Source organism: Cetobacterium sp. (assembly GCF_977044495.1).
Map to the genome: position 1 here is coordinate 34,419 of NZ_CDRRQU010000014.1, position 18,417 is coordinate 52,835.

The 18,417-nt window shown below is 31.4% G+C and carries 20 protein-coding genes; 9 read left to right on the forward strand and 11 right to left on the reverse strand.

All coding sequences use genetic code 11. The features are described from left to right. Window positions 1-5 precede the first annotated feature (5 nt). The 8 genes from hydG to ACWI69_RS05125 form a co-directional block, all read right to left on the reverse strand. Complete coding sequence (gene hydG, locus ACWI69_RS05090; RefSeq protein WP_448820770.1) at window positions 6-1,397, reverse strand: [FeFe] hydrogenase H-cluster radical SAM maturase HydG; 1,392 nt, start codon at window positions 1,395-1,397, stop codon at window positions 6-8. Then, window positions 1,382-2,428 carry a [FeFe] hydrogenase H-cluster radical SAM maturase HydE gene (gene hydE, locus ACWI69_RS05095; protein ID WP_448820771.1) on the reverse strand — a complete coding sequence of 349 codons (1,047 nt, stop codon included), beginning with the start codon at window positions 2,426-2,428 and terminating at the stop codon, window positions 1,382-1,384. Before hydE ends, hydG begins: the two co-directional genes overlap by 16 nt. Before the next feature lie 77 nt (window positions 2,429-2,505). Next, the gene (gene asnA / locus ACWI69_RS05100) at window positions 2,506-3,486 is read right to left on the reverse strand and encodes an aspartate--ammonia ligase (RefSeq protein WP_448820772.1); all 981 of its coding nucleotides are present in this window, start codon (window positions 3,484-3,486) and stop codon (window positions 2,506-2,508) included. 313 nt (window positions 3,487-3,799) lie between these two features. Beyond that, a complete protein-coding gene (locus tag ACWI69_RS05105) occupies window positions 3,800-4,516 on the reverse strand; it encodes an HAD family hydrolase (protein ID WP_448820773.1) in 717 nt (238 codons plus the stop codon). A 24-nt stretch (window positions 4,517-4,540) separates the two neighbouring features. Further along, window positions 4,541-5,353: a purine-nucleoside phosphorylase gene (locus ACWI69_RS05110; protein ID WP_448820774.1), complete on the reverse strand. Its 813-nt coding sequence runs from the start codon at window positions 5,351-5,353 to the stop codon at window positions 4,541-4,543. A 63-nt stretch (window positions 5,354-5,416) separates the two neighbouring features. Then, window positions 5,417-6,373 carry a nitronate monooxygenase gene (locus ACWI69_RS05115; protein WP_448820775.1) on the reverse strand — a complete coding sequence of 319 codons (957 nt, stop codon included), beginning with the start codon at window positions 6,371-6,373 and terminating at the stop codon, window positions 5,417-5,419. Between the two features lie 200 nt (window positions 6,374-6,573). Continuing rightward, window positions 6,574-7,734: a CD0519/CD1768 family membrane protein gene (locus ACWI69_RS05120; RefSeq protein ID WP_448820776.1), complete on the reverse strand. Its 1,161-nt coding sequence runs from the start codon at window positions 7,732-7,734 to the stop codon at window positions 6,574-6,576. A gap of 52 nt (window positions 7,735-7,786) precedes the next feature. Then, window positions 7,787-8,608 (reverse strand): MerR family transcriptional regulator, encoded by an 822-nt coding sequence (locus tag ACWI69_RS05125; RefSeq protein WP_448820777.1) that lies wholly within the window; start codon window positions 8,606-8,608, stop codon window positions 7,787-7,789. A gap of 98 nt (window positions 8,609-8,706) precedes the next feature. Here ACWI69_RS05125 and ACWI69_RS05130 point away from each other — a divergent pair, with 98 nt between their 5' ends. From ACWI69_RS05130 to ACWI69_RS05145, 4 genes are all read left to right on the forward strand, one after another. Continuing rightward, window positions 8,707-10,023, forward strand: coding sequence for an MATE family efflux transporter (locus ACWI69_RS05130; RefSeq protein WP_448820778.1), 1,317 nt, complete (start codon window positions 8,707-8,709; stop codon window positions 10,021-10,023). 110 nt (window positions 10,024-10,133) lie between these two features. Continuing rightward, the gene (locus ACWI69_RS05135) at window positions 10,134-10,469 is read left to right on the forward strand and encodes an alanine racemase (RefSeq protein WP_448820779.1); all 336 of its coding nucleotides are present in this window, start codon (window positions 10,134-10,136) and stop codon (window positions 10,467-10,469) included. Window positions 10,470-10,476: 7 nt separating this feature from the next. Continuing rightward, complete coding sequence (locus ACWI69_RS05140; protein WP_448820789.1) at window positions 10,477-11,187, forward strand: alanine racemase; 711 nt, start codon at window positions 10,477-10,479, stop codon at window positions 11,185-11,187. 62 nt (window positions 11,188-11,249) lie between these two features. Next, window positions 11,250-11,861: a nitroreductase family protein gene (locus tag ACWI69_RS05145; RefSeq protein ID WP_448820780.1), complete on the forward strand. Its 612-nt coding sequence runs from the start codon at window positions 11,250-11,252 to the stop codon at window positions 11,859-11,861. A gap of 44 nt (window positions 11,862-11,905) precedes the next feature. On the opposite strand, the gene ACWI69_RS05150 is transcribed toward ACWI69_RS05145, so the two are convergent. Further along, a complete protein-coding gene (locus tag ACWI69_RS05150; protein ID WP_448820781.1) occupies window positions 11,906-12,481 on the reverse strand; it encodes a GNAT family N-acetyltransferase in 576 nt (191 codons plus the stop codon). A gap of 127 nt (window positions 12,482-12,608) precedes the next feature. Between ACWI69_RS05150 and pncA the strand changes: the two genes are divergently transcribed. Then, window positions 12,609-13,226, forward strand: coding sequence for a bifunctional nicotinamidase/pyrazinamidase (gene pncA, locus ACWI69_RS05155; RefSeq protein ID WP_448820782.1), 618 nt, complete (start codon window positions 12,609-12,611; stop codon window positions 13,224-13,226). 118 nt (window positions 13,227-13,344) lie between these two features. Further along, window positions 13,345-14,463, forward strand: a complete 1,119-nt coding sequence (locus ACWI69_RS05160; protein ID WP_448820783.1) for an alanine racemase — start codon at window positions 13,345-13,347, stop codon at window positions 14,461-14,463. A 77-nt stretch (window positions 14,464-14,540) separates the two neighbouring features. Here the strand turns inward: ACWI69_RS05160 and ACWI69_RS05165 are convergent, their stop codons facing one another. Together ACWI69_RS05165 and lgt are read right to left on the reverse strand one after the other, a co-directional pair. Continuing rightward, window positions 14,541-14,951, reverse strand: coding sequence for an META domain-containing protein (locus ACWI69_RS05165; RefSeq protein WP_448820784.1), 411 nt, complete (start codon window positions 14,949-14,951; stop codon window positions 14,541-14,543). Continuing rightward, window positions 14,951-15,823, reverse strand: a complete 873-nt coding sequence (gene lgt, locus ACWI69_RS05170) for a prolipoprotein diacylglyceryl transferase (protein ID WP_448820785.1) — start codon at window positions 15,821-15,823, stop codon at window positions 14,951-14,953. Before lgt ends, ACWI69_RS05165 begins: the two co-directional genes overlap by 1 nt. A 252-nt stretch (window positions 15,824-16,075) precedes the next feature. Here lgt and ACWI69_RS05175 point away from each other — a divergent pair, with 252 nt between their 5' ends. From ACWI69_RS05175 to panF, 3 genes are all read left to right on the forward strand, one after another. Continuing rightward, window positions 16,076-17,287: an FprA family A-type flavoprotein gene (locus ACWI69_RS05175; protein ID WP_448820786.1), complete on the forward strand. Its 1,212-nt coding sequence runs from the start codon at window positions 16,076-16,078 to the stop codon at window positions 17,285-17,287. Between the two features lie 60 nt (window positions 17,288-17,347). Continuing rightward, entirely contained in the window at window positions 17,348-17,581 is a 234-nt protein-coding gene (locus ACWI69_RS05180; RefSeq protein ID WP_448820787.1) for a YhdT family protein, read from the forward strand. An 8-nt stretch (window positions 17,582-17,589) separates the two neighbouring features. Continuing rightward, window positions 17,590-18,417, forward strand: an 828-nt coding sequence (gene panF / locus ACWI69_RS05185; RefSeq protein ID WP_448820788.1) for a sodium/pantothenate symporter, incomplete at its 3' end; no start/stop codon positions are given.

The window sequence follows — 18,417 nt, forward strand, 5'->3', positions numbered from 1 at the left end:
TCCTCCTATAGATACAAATCTCTCTCTCCATTTTTTATTTTTTCTAACTTCTCTAAAGTTAATAGTTTAATATCTTCTCTTTTTATGTTCTTTATCTCTCTTGCTATAACCTTTTCTACTTTCTCTGTCAGTTCTAAATCTCCGTAATCCATAGCATACTCCATTAAAGTCAACAGTGCATTTGGTGAGCAAACATTTTGTATATTTCCGCTTTTAGCTAACTGCATAAATCTATCCCCTGTCCTTCCCATTCTATAGCACGCGGTACAATAGCTTGGTACACAGTCTTGATCTAAAAGTTCCTTTAATACCTCTAGCGGTGTCCTGTGATCAGCCAATTCAAATTGTGTTCGAGTTTTTCCCTCTTCCCTATCCGTGTAGCCTCCAACATCAGCAGAAGAACCCGCACTTATCTGAGAGATTCCATATTTTATCAACTCTCTTCTTAACTCCGCTGTTTCTCTTGTTGAAAGAATCATTCCAGTAAATGGAACAGCTAGTCTTATTATTGCCACAATATTTCTAAATGTATCATCATCTATTTGATGCGGGTACTCATCCAAACTCATTCCCTCAGCTTTTTTTATTCTCGGAACAGATATTGTGTGGAAACCTACTCCATAGTTTGCCTCTAGATATTCATTATGTAGCATCAGTGCAATAATCTCATATTTGTAATCCGCTAATCCAAACAACACTCCTGCTCCAACGTCATCTATTCCACCTTCCATAGCTCGATTAAAAGCAGTTAAATGATATTCATAATCCCCTTTTAAAGATTTTGGATGCACTTTTTCATATGTTGGTTTATGATATGTTTCTTGGAATAAAATATATGTCCCTATTTCAGCTTCTTTTAATTTTTTATAATTTTCAACTGTTGTTGCTGCAATATTTACATTTATTCTCCTTATAGAACCATTTTCAAATTTAGTTGTATAGACTGCATCTATCGCATCTAATACATAATCAATTGGCACATTTACAGGGTCCTCTCCCAACTCCAAAGCAAGTCTTTTATGTCCCATCTTTTCTAATAATCTAACTTCATTTTGAATTTGTTCTCTTGTCAATTTTTTTCTTGGAAATTTATTATCCCTTTTATAACCACAGTATGTGCAGTTATTTACACAGTAATCACTCACATAAAGAGGTGCAAATACAACTATTCTATTTCCATAGATTGATTTTTTTAATTCTCCCGCTATTTCATAGAGCCTTCTCTTTTGGTTTTCATCTTTTATCTGTAGAAGAGAGGCTACCTCTTTATGTGTCAACCCCTCTTTATTTTCAGCCTTATTCAATATTCTATCTATTTCATTAAAATCTGTTGATTTAGATTCTTCTAATAATTTTTCTATGTACTCCTGATTGATAAAATTTATTTTCTTTTCCATCTGACATTATCTCCTCTTGTTAGTATTGGTTGAAATCCAGCCTCTAAAATGCTATTTTCAATTTTTAGTTTTTCTTCTGCCGATTCTTTGCCTAAAAAAACTTTCCCGTTGTATAGAGTATACTTTTTCCTACACTCCATTGGAGAAAGATTTGGCATAATTACATTTGCTCCTGCCTTGAAACCTTTTTCTCTTCCTTTAGGATCTATTGTCCCCAAAGCAGTTGTCGCCGGTAACAATACATCTGGTAAAAGCAATCGTATTATTGCAAGCAAAGTAATTGTATCGTAAGCAGTTCCTCCTTTTTCAGCTTTTAAAGGAGTATCTTCATGCGGAATAAACGGTCCAATTCCTACCATATGAGGTCTTAATTCTTTTAAAAATACTAAATCTTTAGCATAATCTATTAATTTTAATCCAGGTAATCCTATTAGAAAACCGCTTCCTACTTGATATCCTATAGCTTTAAGAGATTCCAAACATTCTTTCCTATTTTTTAAAGACATATTGGGATGAAGCTTTCCATAAAGCTCCTCATTCACTGTTTCATGCCTTAACAGATATCTATCTGCTCCCGCTTCATATAACCTTTTAAAAGACTTAGTTCCTCTCTCTCCTAGTGAAAGAGTAATAGCTATATCTGAATATCTAGTTTTTAGAGTTTTTATTATACTCTCCAAAATTTCATCAGAAAAATAGGCATCCTCTCCTCCTTGGAAAACAAAGGTTCTATATCCAAGTGAATATCCCGTATGACAACATTCTAAAATCTCCTCTTTAGATAACCTGTATCTATTAGCTTTTTTATTAGAAGCTCTAATACCACAATAAAAACAATCACACTTACATATATTTGAAACCTCTATCAAACCTCTAAAAAAAACAGTATTTCCGTAGTGTTCTTTTCTTGTTTCATATGCTTTCTCTATTAAATAATCTCTATCTTCTTCCGTCAAATTAGTTAGTAGTACTTCTAACTCCTCTTGTGATAAATTATTCTCTATAGATAGTTTATCTATTAAATATCTCACTTTTCACCTCCAAAAAGTATATAGTATAATCAATTATATACCCTTTTTGTCTAGAAAAACAAGTTTATTTTTATTTTTTATAATAATGGAATATTTTTAGATTTACACTCATCTATCACCTCTTGTGGCCATAAAGATGCTTGAACCTCTCCTATATGTAATTTATCTAAAAAGAACAGGCATAATCTCGATTGACCAATTCCTCCACCTATCGTATAAGGTAACTCTCCAGCTAAAAGCTTTTTATGAAACTCCAATTTTTTTCTTCCCTCTGCTCCTGCTATTTCTAATTGTTTAGCCAACGACTCTTCCGACACACGAATTCCCATTGACGATAACTCTAATCCTATTTTCAATGGTTCATAGTAAACAATTATATCCCCATTCAAATCCCAATCGTCATAATCTGGAGCTCTTCCATCATGTTTTTCTCCTGATTCTAGAACTTTTCCTATCTCACTTATAAATATTGCTCCATGTTTTTTCGCATATTCATGTTCTCTTTCTTTTGGAGTTAATTCTGGATAAATCTTTTCTAACTCCTGAGAAGTTACAAATGTTATGTCCTCAGGTAGCTTTTTTGAAAGTTGAGGAAAGATTCCTCTAATATAATTCTCTGTATCTTTTAACGAACTGTATATCTTTTTTACAACCTCTTGTAAAGTCTGTGTTGTTCTTTCACTCTTTTCTAAAACTTTTTCCCAGTCCCATTGATCCACGTAGTATGAGTGAATCGGACTTAAATCTTCATCTCTTCTAATTGCATTCATATCTGTATAAAGACCTTTCCCAGAATCAAACCCATACTTGTGAAGAGCCATTCTTTTCCACTTTGCTAAAGAATGAACTATCACAGCTTCCTGTTTACATTTAGTATCAAAAGCTACAGCTCTTTCTATTCCGCTTAAATCATCATTTAATCCACTTTCTGGTGTGACAAATAAAGGTGCAGAAACTCTTGTTAAATCAAGTTTTTTAGCTAAATCTCTTTCAAAAAAATCTTTCACTTTTTTAATTGCAATCTCTGTTTCCATGATGTTTAATTTTGCCTTGTACATAAGTATTACCTCCAACTTTCATAAAATAAAAAAACTCTTAACTTCTCCATCAATGGAAATAGCCAAGAGTTTCAATTTAATAAATATAATGCACCTTAATTTGTAAGATACTTTAAATAAACCTATTTAAATTAAACTTTTTTATTTCGAGTCAATGGAAATTATACAATATAAATCTCAATAAATTATTATTGCTATTATTACAATTATAATTATTATTAAAATTTATAAACATAACTTCCTCCTCCTTTAAAAAAATTATTTTTATTATTGGAGTAATAATAAAACTTTTTTTTTAATTTGTCAAGTTTTTTTATAATATTTCTACATCTGCTGAAACTTTATATATAACATCTTTTCTTTCCACAAAAATTTCAGTTTTATTTTTTAAATTTTCTTCAGTTTTTATTTTTAACAATAATTCTTTCGAGGGGTTTATAGCCCTTGGATGTCCAACAAGGTTTAGCATACTATAATCGCCATTGGTATCACCATATGCATAACTTTCTGATAAATCTATATTATATTTCTCGCAAAAATTATTTATTGCTATCATTTTATTCTTAGAATCCCACATTGGAGAAATCTCTCCTGAAAGCTTTCCATCTTCAAAGTGATATATTGAACCGCAATAATCATCTGCTCCCCATTTTTTAGCCATTCTTGAAACTAAAAAATCTGGGCTTCCAGAGATAAAAATCACTTTATGACCTTGTTTTTTATGCCATTTTATCATATCTCTTGTAAACTTATAAACTCTATTTCCTTTTAATTCTAATACTTGATCTGAAATAAAATCATTGTATTGAAGGGACAATCCTTTTATCGCATCTACATAAGTAGTTGTTATCTCCTCTAAATATCTATCATAGTCTCCCACTCTTTCATCCCATTTTTTAAAAGCATCTTTCACCTTTAATTCATACTCTCTAATATCGAGCAACTCATATTTTATAAGCTTTTTAAAATGCTCTGTCAACAATGAATTCCTATATATTGTTCCATCGATATCAAAAAATGCTGCTTTCACAACTCCACCTCCTACGAGCTCTTACTATAACTCTTTTACTGTTTCAGCAATCCATTTACAAAATCTTTCTCCTGTTTTATTTGCTATCTCCACAACTTCTTCATGCGAGTGCGGTTTAGTCGCTATTCCAGTAGCCATATTAGTTATACATGATATCCCAAGAATTTTCATACCTAAGTAATTAGCCACTATTGATTCTGGAACTGTAGACATCCCTACCGCTGAAGCTCCCATTGTCATCATCATCTTTACTTCTGCTGCTGTTTCATATGCTGGACCTGACGACCCTAGGTATACTCCCTCTTCAAACTCAATATTAAGTCTATTCGCCACTCTCTTAGCTTTTTCAATCAGCTCTTTACTATATGTTTCAGACATATCAGGGAATCTTGGTCCAAATCTTTCATCATTTGACCCAACTAGTGGATTCGTTCCAAAAAAGTTTATATGATCATTTATTATCATCAATGTTCCCGGTTTAAAATCTCTATTAGCTCCTCCGGCTGCATTACTCACTATCATTGTTTCTATTCCAAACTTTTTAAACACGTACTGTGGGTATGTAACCTCTTTCATACTATACCCTTCATAGTAATGAAATCTACCCTTCATTATTAAAACTTCGACATTATTTATTGTACCAAAAACTAACTCTCCCGCATGTCCCGCAACTGTTGAAACAGGGAAATTTGGTATATCTTTATAAGAGATCACAACTTTATTCTCAACATATTCTACTAATCCACCCAGTCCTGATCCTAAAACTATAGCTATTTTAGGTCTATTTGTCACTTGAGAATTTAAAAATTCTACAGTTTCCATCACTTTATTGTACATATATTCCCACTCCTTATTTTTAGATAAAAAGGGTAGATCTCTCCACCCTCACACTTTTCACTTCTAGAAAGTTATTTTTGAAAATCTTTCATCCAATCTTGATTTTTCCTCTTTTAACTCTTCCATTAACTTATCTACAATCTCCTGACAACTTAGAGCTTCTTTAACCAAACCAGCAACTTGTCCTGACATTACACTTCCATTTTCCACATCTCCATCCACAACTGCCAATCTAAGTTTTCCTTTTCCTAACTCTTCAATTTCATCTTTTGAAGCTCCCCTTAGTTCTAGTTCCAGTATTGCTTTAGCAAATTTATTATTTAATACCCTCACAGGGTGTCCTGTATAATTTCCTGTTGTAACTGTCGATCTATCTTTTGCTTTCAACACTAAATTTTTATAATTTTCATGGACATCACACTCGTGTGCCACTATAAATATAGTTCCAGCTTGAATAGCTTCTCCTCCCAAAGCCAAAGCTGCTAAAAATTGCTCTCCACTCGCAATTCCACCGGCAACTATTACAGGAATTGATACCTCTCTAGCTACTTGAGTCGCTAAAGACATTGTTGTGATTTCACCAATGTGCCCTCCTGCTTCTAACCCTTCTGCTACTACCGCATCCGCTCCTATCTTTTCCATTCTCTTTGCCAAAGCTACTGATGCCACCACTGGTATAACTTTTATCCCAGCTGCTTTCAATTTATCCATATATATCCCTGGGTTTCCTGCACCAGTTGTTACAACTTTAACACCTTCTTCTATACAGACATCTATTTGCTCTGCAACACTTTCCATCATTAACATTAAGTTAACTCCAAAAGGTTTATCTGTAATTAGCTTTGCTTTTTTAATCTCCTGTCTTAAAATTTCTGGTGGCATTCCTCCCCCAGCAATTATTCCTAGTCCTCCAGCTTTAGACACATGCCCTGCTAAATTTCCGTTTGATATCCATGCCATTGCTCCTTGAATAATTGGATATTTAATTCCTAATAATTCGCAAATTCTATTTTTTTGCATCCTCTTTCCTCCCAAAATTAAGAGTTTACCTCTTTGGTTCTAAACTATAACCAATTTCCTCTAAGAGTTTAACAACTCTTTAAGACACTATTTTTTAGTTGCCTTCACTATCTTCTCATAGCTTACTGGAAAAATTGGATTTCCTAGATGTACTATTATATCAGCTTTTTGCTTTTTTATCAAATTATAACTCTCATCCTCTAAATGAAAATCGTATAAAGAATATTGGCAACTATTCCAGCCACTATTCCACCAATTGTATGGCTAAATATCGCTTTTCCCGTCAACTTTCTATATCCTAAACTATCCATCATTGCCACATGAGTACTCAAATATCCACTCCAAGTCATCCCCATAGCCGTGAAAACAGCAATTTCTCTAGAAGTTATCGCTCCATCATTAATAAATGTTGGAACTAATCCCAAAGCTGCCCCTACTGCCCCTAAAGATGTTATTGGAAACGCCAATGCCTTTGAACTTGTAAAACCAAAAAGTGGTTTTAGTATAAATTGTAACTTTTCTCCAATATATGGCAACAATGCAATTCCTTGATAAGCTTCCCCCGTATAACCTTGAGCACCCGGTCCGTTTGTCAACAGTAAAACTGTTGTACAAATTATTAAAACTCCAGGAATTATCTCTATACCCATTTGTACTCCATTTTTTCCACCTTCCAGCAAAGCTTCTAACAATCTTTCCAATACATTCCCATCTCTTATATCTCTATACTCAAAAAAATCTGTGTCCATTGAGCCCTCTTCTAAAGGTTCTTTTTTTTCATTGAATATTTTTTTTGTAAAATTAATCATTAAATTTACACTGACAATACTTCCTATAAAAGCTCCTAAATTTCCTAAAATAACTGGGAATACCAAATTTTCATTCATACTTCCACTTTGAGCTATCATAAATGTGGAAACTATAAAACCCATTCCAAAAGATGTTCCTAAATTTGTCAATGCTGGTAATTGATACTTCTTAAAATATTTAGTAAATCCTTTATCTGCAGATAGACTCAAAATAGCTGGATTATCCGAAATATATGTGGTTAAAATTCCTAAAGCAGCAGCACCAGGCAATCTATATAGAGGCTTCATCAATGGAGACAACAATTTATTCAATATCGCTATAACTCCAAATTCCGATAAAATTCCTGCAAATGCCCCTGCAATGACTGATACTCCCATTATAAAAAATACTGTATTCAATAGTAAATCATGAGCTGTTTTTATAATGGTATTGATCATATTGATTCCACCCATTCGACTAGATGCCAAATAAATTAATGTGGAAAGTATTAGAATACACACTACTCCCTCTAAACCCATAGCTTTTTTTCTTCTTGCTTTTTTTATATCCATCCTTTTTCTCCTCTTCACATTCTCGCTATTTTATAGAATAGCTTAATTTTTACTATTTTTCAATTTTTTTTATGGGAATATATATGTCTATTATCCCACCAAATCCATTTTCAAAAGGAACTACAACCTCATTTCCAATTTCAATAGAGTCTCCCACAATTTCAAAACTATTATCTTTTATAAAACGATACAGATTTTCATAAGTCAACTTTATCATATCAAATGTTGCCTTATGTCTTAACATAACACAATCTTTACTCTCTAAAATCTCTTCACCATCAATAAAATAATTGTCTGGTATTAAAATTCCAATCCTGTTCAATGGCAATTCAGATCCCTCATATAGACTATCTTTTTTCACTTCTGATATATAGATTATTTCCTCTAAACCATTTTTATTACCTAATCTTTGTAATTTATCGTATGTCTCCGCTATCTCCTTTTGATCTAAAGAATTTTTTATTTTTATAAAATATACTTTCATCTCTTTTAAATTAGTTACCTCGACTTTTTCCTCTAAACTACTTAACATCTCTTTTAAACACACTATTTTTTCACTTATTTTATTCTTACTTTTTCTCAATTCATCAATTTTTTTATCTATATCATATATTTTCTCCTCTAAAAACTCTATATTTTTAGATGGATTTTTCACCTTAATATAATTTTTTATCTCCTCCAACGAAAATCCTGCATCTTTTAAAGTTATAATAAAAAATAAATCCCATATTTGAGAGTTTGAATAGTATCTATATCCATTAACTCCATCAATGTATTCTGGAACTAATATCCCTTTTTTATGATAAAAAATGAGAGTTTGCTTTGAAATATTAGCTATTTTTGCTAATTCTGAAATTTTATATCTATTTTTCATATTTTCTCCTTGACAATATAGTTAGCTATATAGTTTATAATAACACATATAACTATTTATTTGTAGAATATTATTTTTATTTCATAGAGGAGAGAAAAATGTCACAAAATATCACTTTAGAAAATGGTTGTGTAAAAAAATTATTTTTTAAATTTGCTTTACCTAGCATCCTAGGAATGTTAATTGTTTCCCTTCAAATCATGGTGGACGGTCTATTTTTAAGTAAGGGAGTTGGAGCACAGGGGTTAGCTGCCGTCAATCTTTCTATGCCACTTATCAATTTATTGCTGAGTATTGCTCTTATGATTTGTATCGGTGGAGGCGTCTTAGTTGGAATAGCTTCTGGAAACGGAAATGAAACTCGAGCTAAAGGACTTACAAGTTTAACTTTGGTTTTACTTCTAACAACACTTTTAACAATATCCATCTTTTTGCTATTAAATTTTGAAACAACTATAATACTCTTAGGTGTCAACAAAGAAACTTATAACCTTGTCAATAAATACTTGGCAATACTTATACCAGGTTCTATATTTTTTAGTATGCCTATTTTTACTGAGACTTTTGTTAGAATAGCTGGCAAACCTAATCAAGTCTTTATAAGTGGTTCTGTTTGCTTTATTGCCAACGTCTTTTTAGATTATATCTTTGTATTAAAATTGGGGATGGGAATGGAAGGAGCAGCCATAGCATCTTGCTTTGCAAATATGTTTGGAGCTTTAACTCTTTTTCACCATATACGTTTTGGAAGAATAATAGGTACATTAAAAGATATCAAAGAAATTTTTTACAATGGTAGTTCCGAGATGTTAACGGTTATCTCAAGCGCTATCACTATATATATTTTCAATATTATTATAATGAAAAATATCGGAGTCTTGGGAGTCTCTGCTTTAACTATTGTGTTTTATATCAATTCTATTGTCAATATATCTTTATATGGACTTTCCCAAGCTTTACAACCCATAATTTCATATAATTTAGGAGCCAATCGAATTGATAAAATTAATGATGTACTTAAAGTTGCTTTAAAATCTGGAGCTATAATTGGTATAACGACCTTTATCAGTATGCACCTATTCGGAGATAAAATAATATATCTTTTCTCCAATGGAAATAAAGAGTTGGCTGATTTGACCAATAAAGCTATATTTTTCTTCACATTTGCGTATCTATTATCATTCATTAACATTATATCTAGTAGCTTTCATACGTCCATTGAAAAACCTTTTGAATTAGCCTTTATCTCTTGTGGAAGATCAATTATATTTGTATTAATTCCTCTTTTTATATTACCTTTATTTATTGGAGATATAGGTATCTGGTTGGCTATTCCCATTGCCGAACTCATTTGTCTCACTATCAGTATCCCACTGATGAAAAACTCATTAAAAAAACTTCCTCTTTCTATTTAGGAGGAAGTTTTTTATTTTATCCCAATAAAAATTCACAATATTTCTTTGATATTTGGAAAGTTATATGGTAATAATAATAGCAATATAAACTTAATGTGGGAGGTGCTGTTATGGGGAGAGATAGTTTTAAAATACAACTCATTCAAGAAAATATAATTCATAATTTTAATTATATTAGAGAGCATACACAAAAAGAGATTATTGCAGTTGTTAAAGCAAATGCTTACGGTCACGGTCTAAAAGAAGTTGTCAAAATTTTAGTTGGATGTGGGTGTAACTATTTTGCTGTTGCTAGAGAATCTGAGGCACTAGAAATTCTTTCACTTAATATTCCTAGTATTAATATCTTAATTTTTGAAACAATTGAAGATTTTTCACTTTTAAAAAAATATAAAAATTTAGAGATGGTTATAAATAGTATAGATGAACTTTTAGAACTTAATTAAAGAGAAAATAAATTTTTCTCAACTTCACTTAAAATTTGATTTTGGTTTTGCTCGAAATGGCTTTATTCAAAACGAGATTGAAACTATAAAAAATATTGTAATAAAAAATAATCTTCATTTTAAAGGAGCTATGACACACTTTTTTAATTCTGATTTTAATGAAACCATAGAAATTCAGAATAGGTTTATCGAATCTATCAAATATATTGGAGATAACTATTTTGATATCATTCACTCTCAAAATAGTGCTGCGACACTTTTAGGATTAGGTGATGGTTCCACACATGTCAGATGTGGAATATGCCTTCTAGGAATGCTAGACCCCGGAATTACAGACTCTAATATCAAACGATCTTGGTCACTTTTAGGACCAATATACGATATCAAAAATTTTTCAGATTTAGACTTCATAGGGTATGAACGTATTAAAAATATGTTTGTTAATAACTACTCAAAAGTGGGAAAAATTAAAATTGGGTACGGTGATGGTTTTTCTAAAAAAAATACAAACATTTTATGTCACATAAATAATAAAGAGTATCCCATAGTTCATATCAGTATGGATACCTCCTTTGTTCTTATAGATGATTCTGTCAATCTAGGAGATATTGTTGAAATCTATAAAAATTTTGATAGCTGTAGCTCTTTTTTAAATATGAATCACTATGAATATACAACTCTTATAAACTCTAGAATACCTAGATTTATTCTAAAATAATAAAAGATTTTCTCTTCGATATTAGTATATAAAGTTAAGTATCTTTGTGGAGGTGTTTTAATATGAATTTTAAAGATGTTATTTCAAAAAGAAGAAGTGTTAATTTTTTTGATCCAAATAAAGACCTTGACTTAAAACTTTTTGAAGATATTATGAATGAGGCTGTTCTTGCTCCATCTGCATTTAATTTACAACCTTGGGAGATTATCGCTGTCCACTCTCCTGAAGCTAAAGAAAAGCTTTTTACAGCTTGTAATCAGCCTAAAATAAAGGAAGCTTCTATGACTTTAATATTAGTTGGGGATACTTTTGGATACGGTCGAGATAATCCTATGTGGAATATAAAAATTGACCTAGGTCTAAAAGAGGAAAAAGTAGGTCAGCTTATCAATATGTGTGAAACTGTCCTGTATCCCACTGAAGTTAAAAGAAATGCCATGGCTGTCAGAGATGTTTCACTCTTAGCAATGGCTATAATGTTATGTGCAAAAAACCGTGGAGTTGACACTCATCCTATGATTGGATTCGATGAAGATAAAGTGAAAGAACTCTTTGATATTGATGAAGATAAAACAGTGGTTATGCTTCTTTCAATCGGATATTTTGATGAAACTAAAACTCTGAATCCTAGAGAAAGAAGACTTAATTTTAGCGAAATTTGCACAGTTTTGTAAAATAAAAACAAGCAAGAATTTTTGTCTTGCTTGTTTTTTGTTAATTAGTTTATTCCAAACTCCTTAGGATATTCAACTGTTCCACTTACGTTGCTTAAAGCCTCTGGATATAACTCAATTGCCATAAAATTTTCGTCTGGTACTTCTATTGGGCATTTTATACCCCATTTTGATGCTGGCTCGTAACCAAACTTTTTATAATAATCTGCATGTCCCAAAACTATAATCCCCTTATAACCCAATTCCTTAGCTATTTTATGACCTTTCTCTATCAAACTCTTCCCTATACCCTTTTTCTGAAATCTTGGTAATACTGCTAGCGGTGCCAAAGCTAATAGCGTCTCATTTCCAACTTTAATCTTAGTAAATAAAATATACCCTACAATCATTCCTTTAAATTTCGCTGTCAATGATAAATCCTTTATAAAAGCATCACTTTTTAGTAACTCTCTCACTAGTTTATGTTCATTATGATCTGAAAACTTCTCTTTTAAAAAAGCCTTCTGTACCACTTCACAAACAAAATCTTCCTCTGTCATTTTTTTATATTTTTTTCTTTGAAAAATATAAACTGCTAAACTACCTAGAATAAAAAATGAAATTCCTAATACTACGTTCATATTCCCCTCCTTAAATTTTATACTTTATATAATAACAAATACAAAATATTTTTCCAAGTTGTTTTTAATTTACATTTTTTTCTTTAACTGTTATACTGTGAGAAACAAATTTTTAGGGAGGCTTACTTTGAAAGCTTTAATTGTTGTCGATATTCAAAATGATTTTTGTGAAGGCGGATCTCTAGCTGTTGAAAATGCTCATAAAATTATACCCGTTGCCAATAAAGTAATTGATTTTTTTAACAAAAATCACAGTCTTGTTGTAGCTACAAAGGATTGGCATCCTGCTAATCATAAAAGTTTTGCCAAAAATTCTAGCGGAACTATTGGTGAAGTTGGTATTTTAAATAATCTTCCTCAAGTTTGGTGGCCGGAACATTGTATTGAAAATACCTATGGTTCCAATTTTCACCCAGATCTTAAAAAAATTGAAAATATTATCTATAAAGGAACTGATTCTGAAATAGACTCCTACAGTGGTTTTTTCGATAATGGAAAATTAAAAAACACTGAATTACTAACACTTCTAAAAAATAACCATATTTCTGAAGTCTTTATTCTAGGTTTAGCTACAGACTACTGCGTCAAACACACTGTTTTAGATGCTCTTGAACTGGGTTTTAAAGTCAATGTTATCGAAGATGGCTGCAAGGGGGTCAACCTACTCCCTAACGATTCAGAAAATGCTATAAGAGAGATGAAGGAAAAGGGTGCAAATATAATAAAAAGTGACGATTTAATTTAATCGTCATTTTTTATATTCTGTTTATAAATTAAAACTTTATTTTTAAATAAAAATAAAGTTTGACTTATAATGAAAACTATTGTATATTTTAATAGAAATTAAATTGGAGGTTTAAAAAATGAGTACAAAAAATATATCAACACTTACTACACCTAGTTTTTTAGTTAATCTAGATGCACTAGAAAATAATATAAAAAGATATCAAATCTTAGCTGACGAAAACTTTGTCAAATTATTTCCTATGCTAAAAACTCACAAAAGTAGCGAAATCACTAAAATGCAAATTGAAGCTGGAGCTACTGGTGTTTTAGTTGGAACTCTTGATGAAGCCGAAGCTGTTATAGAAAAAAGTGGTGTAACTAAAGTTATGCTTGCCTACCCAGTTATCGGAGATAAAAATCTAGATAGAGTAATTGCTCTTAGCCAGCAATGTGAACTATTTGTTGCCTTTGACAATGAAATTCCCGCAATTGAACTTTCAAAAAAACTAAATAAAGCTACTGTTAACTATCAAATAATCATAAATAGTGGATTGAATAGATTTGGTGTTTCACCTGAAGAAAGTGTTAATTTATACAATACATTAAAGAGATATCCCAACCTTATCTTTAAAGGAATTTCCACACATACTGGACAAGTCTATGGCTTTTCAAAAGATTACATTGACGAAATTACAAAGCAGGAGATTTCCACAATGACTCTAGCTAAAAATCTTCTGACTAAGAATGGTGCTAACGTTGAGTTCGTTGCAACTGGAACTACACCAACCTTTACAAATGCTATAAAATCTGATGAAATAACAGTCTCTAGGCCCGGAAATTACGTATTCTTTGATGCTATTCAGATAGCCTTGGGAGTTGCTGAAGAAAAAGATTGTGCTTTAACTGTTTTAGCTACTGTCATCTCTCATCCATCTGAAGATTTATTTATTCTTGACTGTGGTAGCAAATGTCTAGGACTTGATCAAGGTGCCCATGGAAACTCTTTAACAAAAGGTTTTGGAATCGTTAAAAATCATCCCGAACTCACTATTATTGGACTATCCGAAGAAGTTGCAAAAATAAAAAAAGAGGGTCCTACGACCCTAAAAATTGGTGATAAAATTGAAATTATCCCAAACCACTCATGTTCAGCTGCCAATATGACAAGTTACTTAATTGGTCATAGAGGTGGAACAATTGAAAAAATTATTGAGGTTGATATCAGAGGTAACTCCAAAAAAGTTTTCATTGATTAATACCTATCAATCTAATAAATAGCTTTAACAATAGTGGACTTGTAGATACGACTTTTAAAATTGTTTAATCTACTCCACTATTTTAATTTTTTATCGACCTTTTTATTTTCCTTATATTGTAAAGTAGAACCATCCTTTAGATTAAAAATCAGTATATCATTGTTTAAATTGAATGTTTGAACTGCATCTAATTTTTCTAAATACTCTGATTCCATTTTCATGACTTTATCTGAACCTGCCATTAAAGTCGTCCCTAATTTCTCTAATTTTATTTTGTTTCCTTTTTTCTCATATCTTCCAAAATAATTATTTAATCCCGAGAAACCATAAAAGTTGTGTTCATCAAATCCTATCAATACGTTTGGAATGGAGTTTTCTTGAATTAAAATATACTCTTTCCCCACCAATCTTTTGTTATTTGTTGTTAAATTTGAACATCCTCCGAATAAAATTGAAATCATTAATAGCATTCCTAAGATTTTTTTCATTATTTATCACTCCCTGATTTTTTATTAATAATTATTATAATTATTGCTGCTGCGAACAACATTATAAAGCTTACAACATGCGGGGCTCTAAACCCATACAACATTAAATCCTCCGCTCTAAAGAAGCTCACAATTATACGGTTGATACTATATATTACCACATATGCCCACCAAATTGTCCCTGTGGCATAATTTCTTTTCCTCATAAAAAAATATAAAAAGAAAAAACCTATAAAATTAAGTCCCGCCTCATAGAGCATTGCTGGGTGAAGAGCTAAATTGGGAAATTCCTCTCCTGCTGGTGATGATGCTGGAAATACCAATCCCCATGGGACTAACTCTCTATACTGAGCTTTTTCAGATAAACTCATCAAATTATAACTACTGTACCATTGAGAAAAGCTCGGTTTCAAATTAAATATCACTTTTAATGGCGTAAATGTTGGAACTCCATGAACTTCACCATTAGCTAAGTTTCCAAACCTTCCTATCCCCTGCCCTAAAAGTAACACTGGAGCAATCATATCACCTAAAAGAAATGGATTTAACTTTTTTCTATGAGCATAGATTAAAGTTCCTATAAACCCACCTATTATTCCTCCATGTATAGCCATCCCACCTTTCCATACCGCTATTATATCTTGGGGATGAGAAAAATAGTAAGTATAGTTAAACAGCACATAATATAATCTCCCACCTAAAAGACCTGATAACATAGCTACAAAGGCATAATCTTCAATAACATTTTTAGAAATACCCTTTTTATCAGCCTCTTTTTTCAAAAGCTCTACTCCTACAAAAAATGCTATTGCATAACATAATCCATAATAGCTCAACTTAAAACTACCTATTTGTAAAAATATTGGATTCATATAAAATCTCCCTATCTGTAATTTATATATCTAGCTTTGATTTGATTATATCACCACTTCGAATTTTCGTAAAACTTTTTTTATTATTTTCTACAATATTTACTAAACCACTGTCCTTTTTATATTTTTTTTGTATAGTTTTTGTTAACCTATATTTAATTAATGTTTATTTTTACAATTATAGTTGAATTTTTAATAATTTTAGATTAGAATATAAGCAGTTATATAGACTAAAATATCAAGGAGGAAAATATGCATTATCATGCGCCTATTACAGAAAAAGTTTTCTGGATTGGAACTAACGATAGAAAAACTGAAAGATTTGAAAATTATTTGCCATTACCGCAAGGTGTTGCTTATAACTCATACTTAATAAACGATGAAAAAACTTGTATCATCGATACAGTTGACTTCTCAACTGCTGGATTATTTATTGAAAAAATAAATGGAATTTTGAAAGGGAAGACTCTTAATTATATTGTAGTTAATCACATGGAGCCTGACCATTCTGGCTCTCTAGGGGAAGTTATGGCTCACTTTCCTGAAGCAAAAATTATTGGTAACGTAATTACATTAAAAATGATTAAAGCTTTTATACAAGACTTTGATGAATCTAAATTTATCTGTATAAAAGAGGGAGATCAATTAAATCTGGGACATCACACTTTAACTTTCGCTATGGTGCCTATGGTTCACTGGCCTGAATCAATGGTTACATATGATATGACTGATAAAATTTTATTCTCTAATGATGCTTTCGGAAGTTTTGGAACTTTAGATGGTGGAATTTTTGATGATGAAATCAATTTCTCTTTCTACGAAGATGAGATGAGAAGATATTATTCTAACATAGTTGGAAAATATGGACCTCAAGTTTTAAATGCAATCAATAAATTAGGTGGACTGGAAATAAAATACATTTGTCCTTCACATGGAATATTATGGAGAAAAGATATCTCTGTTGTTATCAACCACTTTACTAACTGGGCGAGCTTTACTCCTGAAGAAGAGGGTGTTGTTATCGTTTATGGTACACTGTATGGAACAACTGCAAAAATGGCAAATGTTATTGCTAGAGAGCTTGCTTGGAATGGAATTAAAAATATTAAAATATATGATGCTTCAAAAACTGATCACTCTTATATTATTAGCGATATTTGGAAATACAAAGGGCTTATTATTGGATCTGCAGCTCACAACAACGACGTCTATCCTGTTTTACAAGGACTTTTACATAAATTGAAGAATTACGGATTAAAAAATAGATATTTTGGAATTTTTGGAAACATGCTATGGAGTGGTGGTGGAGTGAGAGGAATACAAGCATTTGCCGATGCGCTTCCTGGTTTAGATGTTATTGCTGAAGCTGTTGAAGCTAAAGGAGAACCAACTCCAGAAGATCAAAGAAAATTAGAGAATATTGCTAAAGCTATGGCTGAAAAGTTAAAAAGTGAAAGACAATAATATCTAAAACTCTAAAGAGAGCATAATCTGCTCTCTTTTTTTACGTAAAGGAGGTTTTTTATGAAAAGCAATATTAAACAAATTAACAAAGAAGCAATTATTACTTGTTTACTATATCTTTTTTATTTTTGCTGGTGGTATTATTTTGCATATATCTATAAATCAAATGTTAATGAATTTATTTTTGGCTTACCTAGTTGGTTTTTTTATTCATGTGTTTTAGGATTAGTCATCATAAACATATTAGTTTTTATAGCAGTCAAATGTTTTTTTAAAGATATTGATTTAGATTAGGAGGTATTATGCTTATACTTTTACCAATTATTTTATACCTTTTTTTAATGTTAGGTGTAGCTTGGAAAGTTAATAAAATTAAAAATAGTGGTAGTGTCAACTTTATGGAGGAATATTTTATTGGTAGTCGAAACATGGGTGGTTTTGTTCTCGCCATGACAATTATTGCTACTTATATAGGTGCGAGTTCATTTATAGGTGGACCTGGTGTTGCATATAAATTAGGACTTGGCTGGGTTTTACTTGCATGTATTCAAACTCCTACCGCCTTTTTAACTTTGGGAATTTTAGGAAAACGTCTAGCTATAATCTCACGAAGAATAGGTGGACTGACTATTACCGATTTACTCAGAGCAAGATACAAAAATGATATTGTCGTTATTTTAGGTTCTGTCATCATGTTAATTTTCTTTATTGGAACTGTTGTTGCAAACTTTGTAGGTGGAGCTAGATTATTTGAAAGTGTAACTGGGCTTCCATATATTGTTGGCTTGATTATTTTTTCCTTTGTTATAATCACATATACAACTATCGGTGGATTTAGAGCTGTTGCTTTAACAGATGCTATCCAAGGTGGAGTTATGCTGATCGCTTCTGGAATTCTATTCTTTACTCTTTTGAAAGCAGGTGGAGGAATGGAAAATATAATGAGGACAATTGAAAAAATAAATCCAGCTCTTTTAACACCTGATTCTGGCGGTTCTATTGCTAAGCCATTTATTCTTTCTTTTTGGATGCTAGTTGGAGTAGCCATTCTTGGACTTCCAGCCACCTCCGTCAGATGTATGGGATTTAAAGATAGTAAATCAATGCATAATGCAATGATTATTGGAACC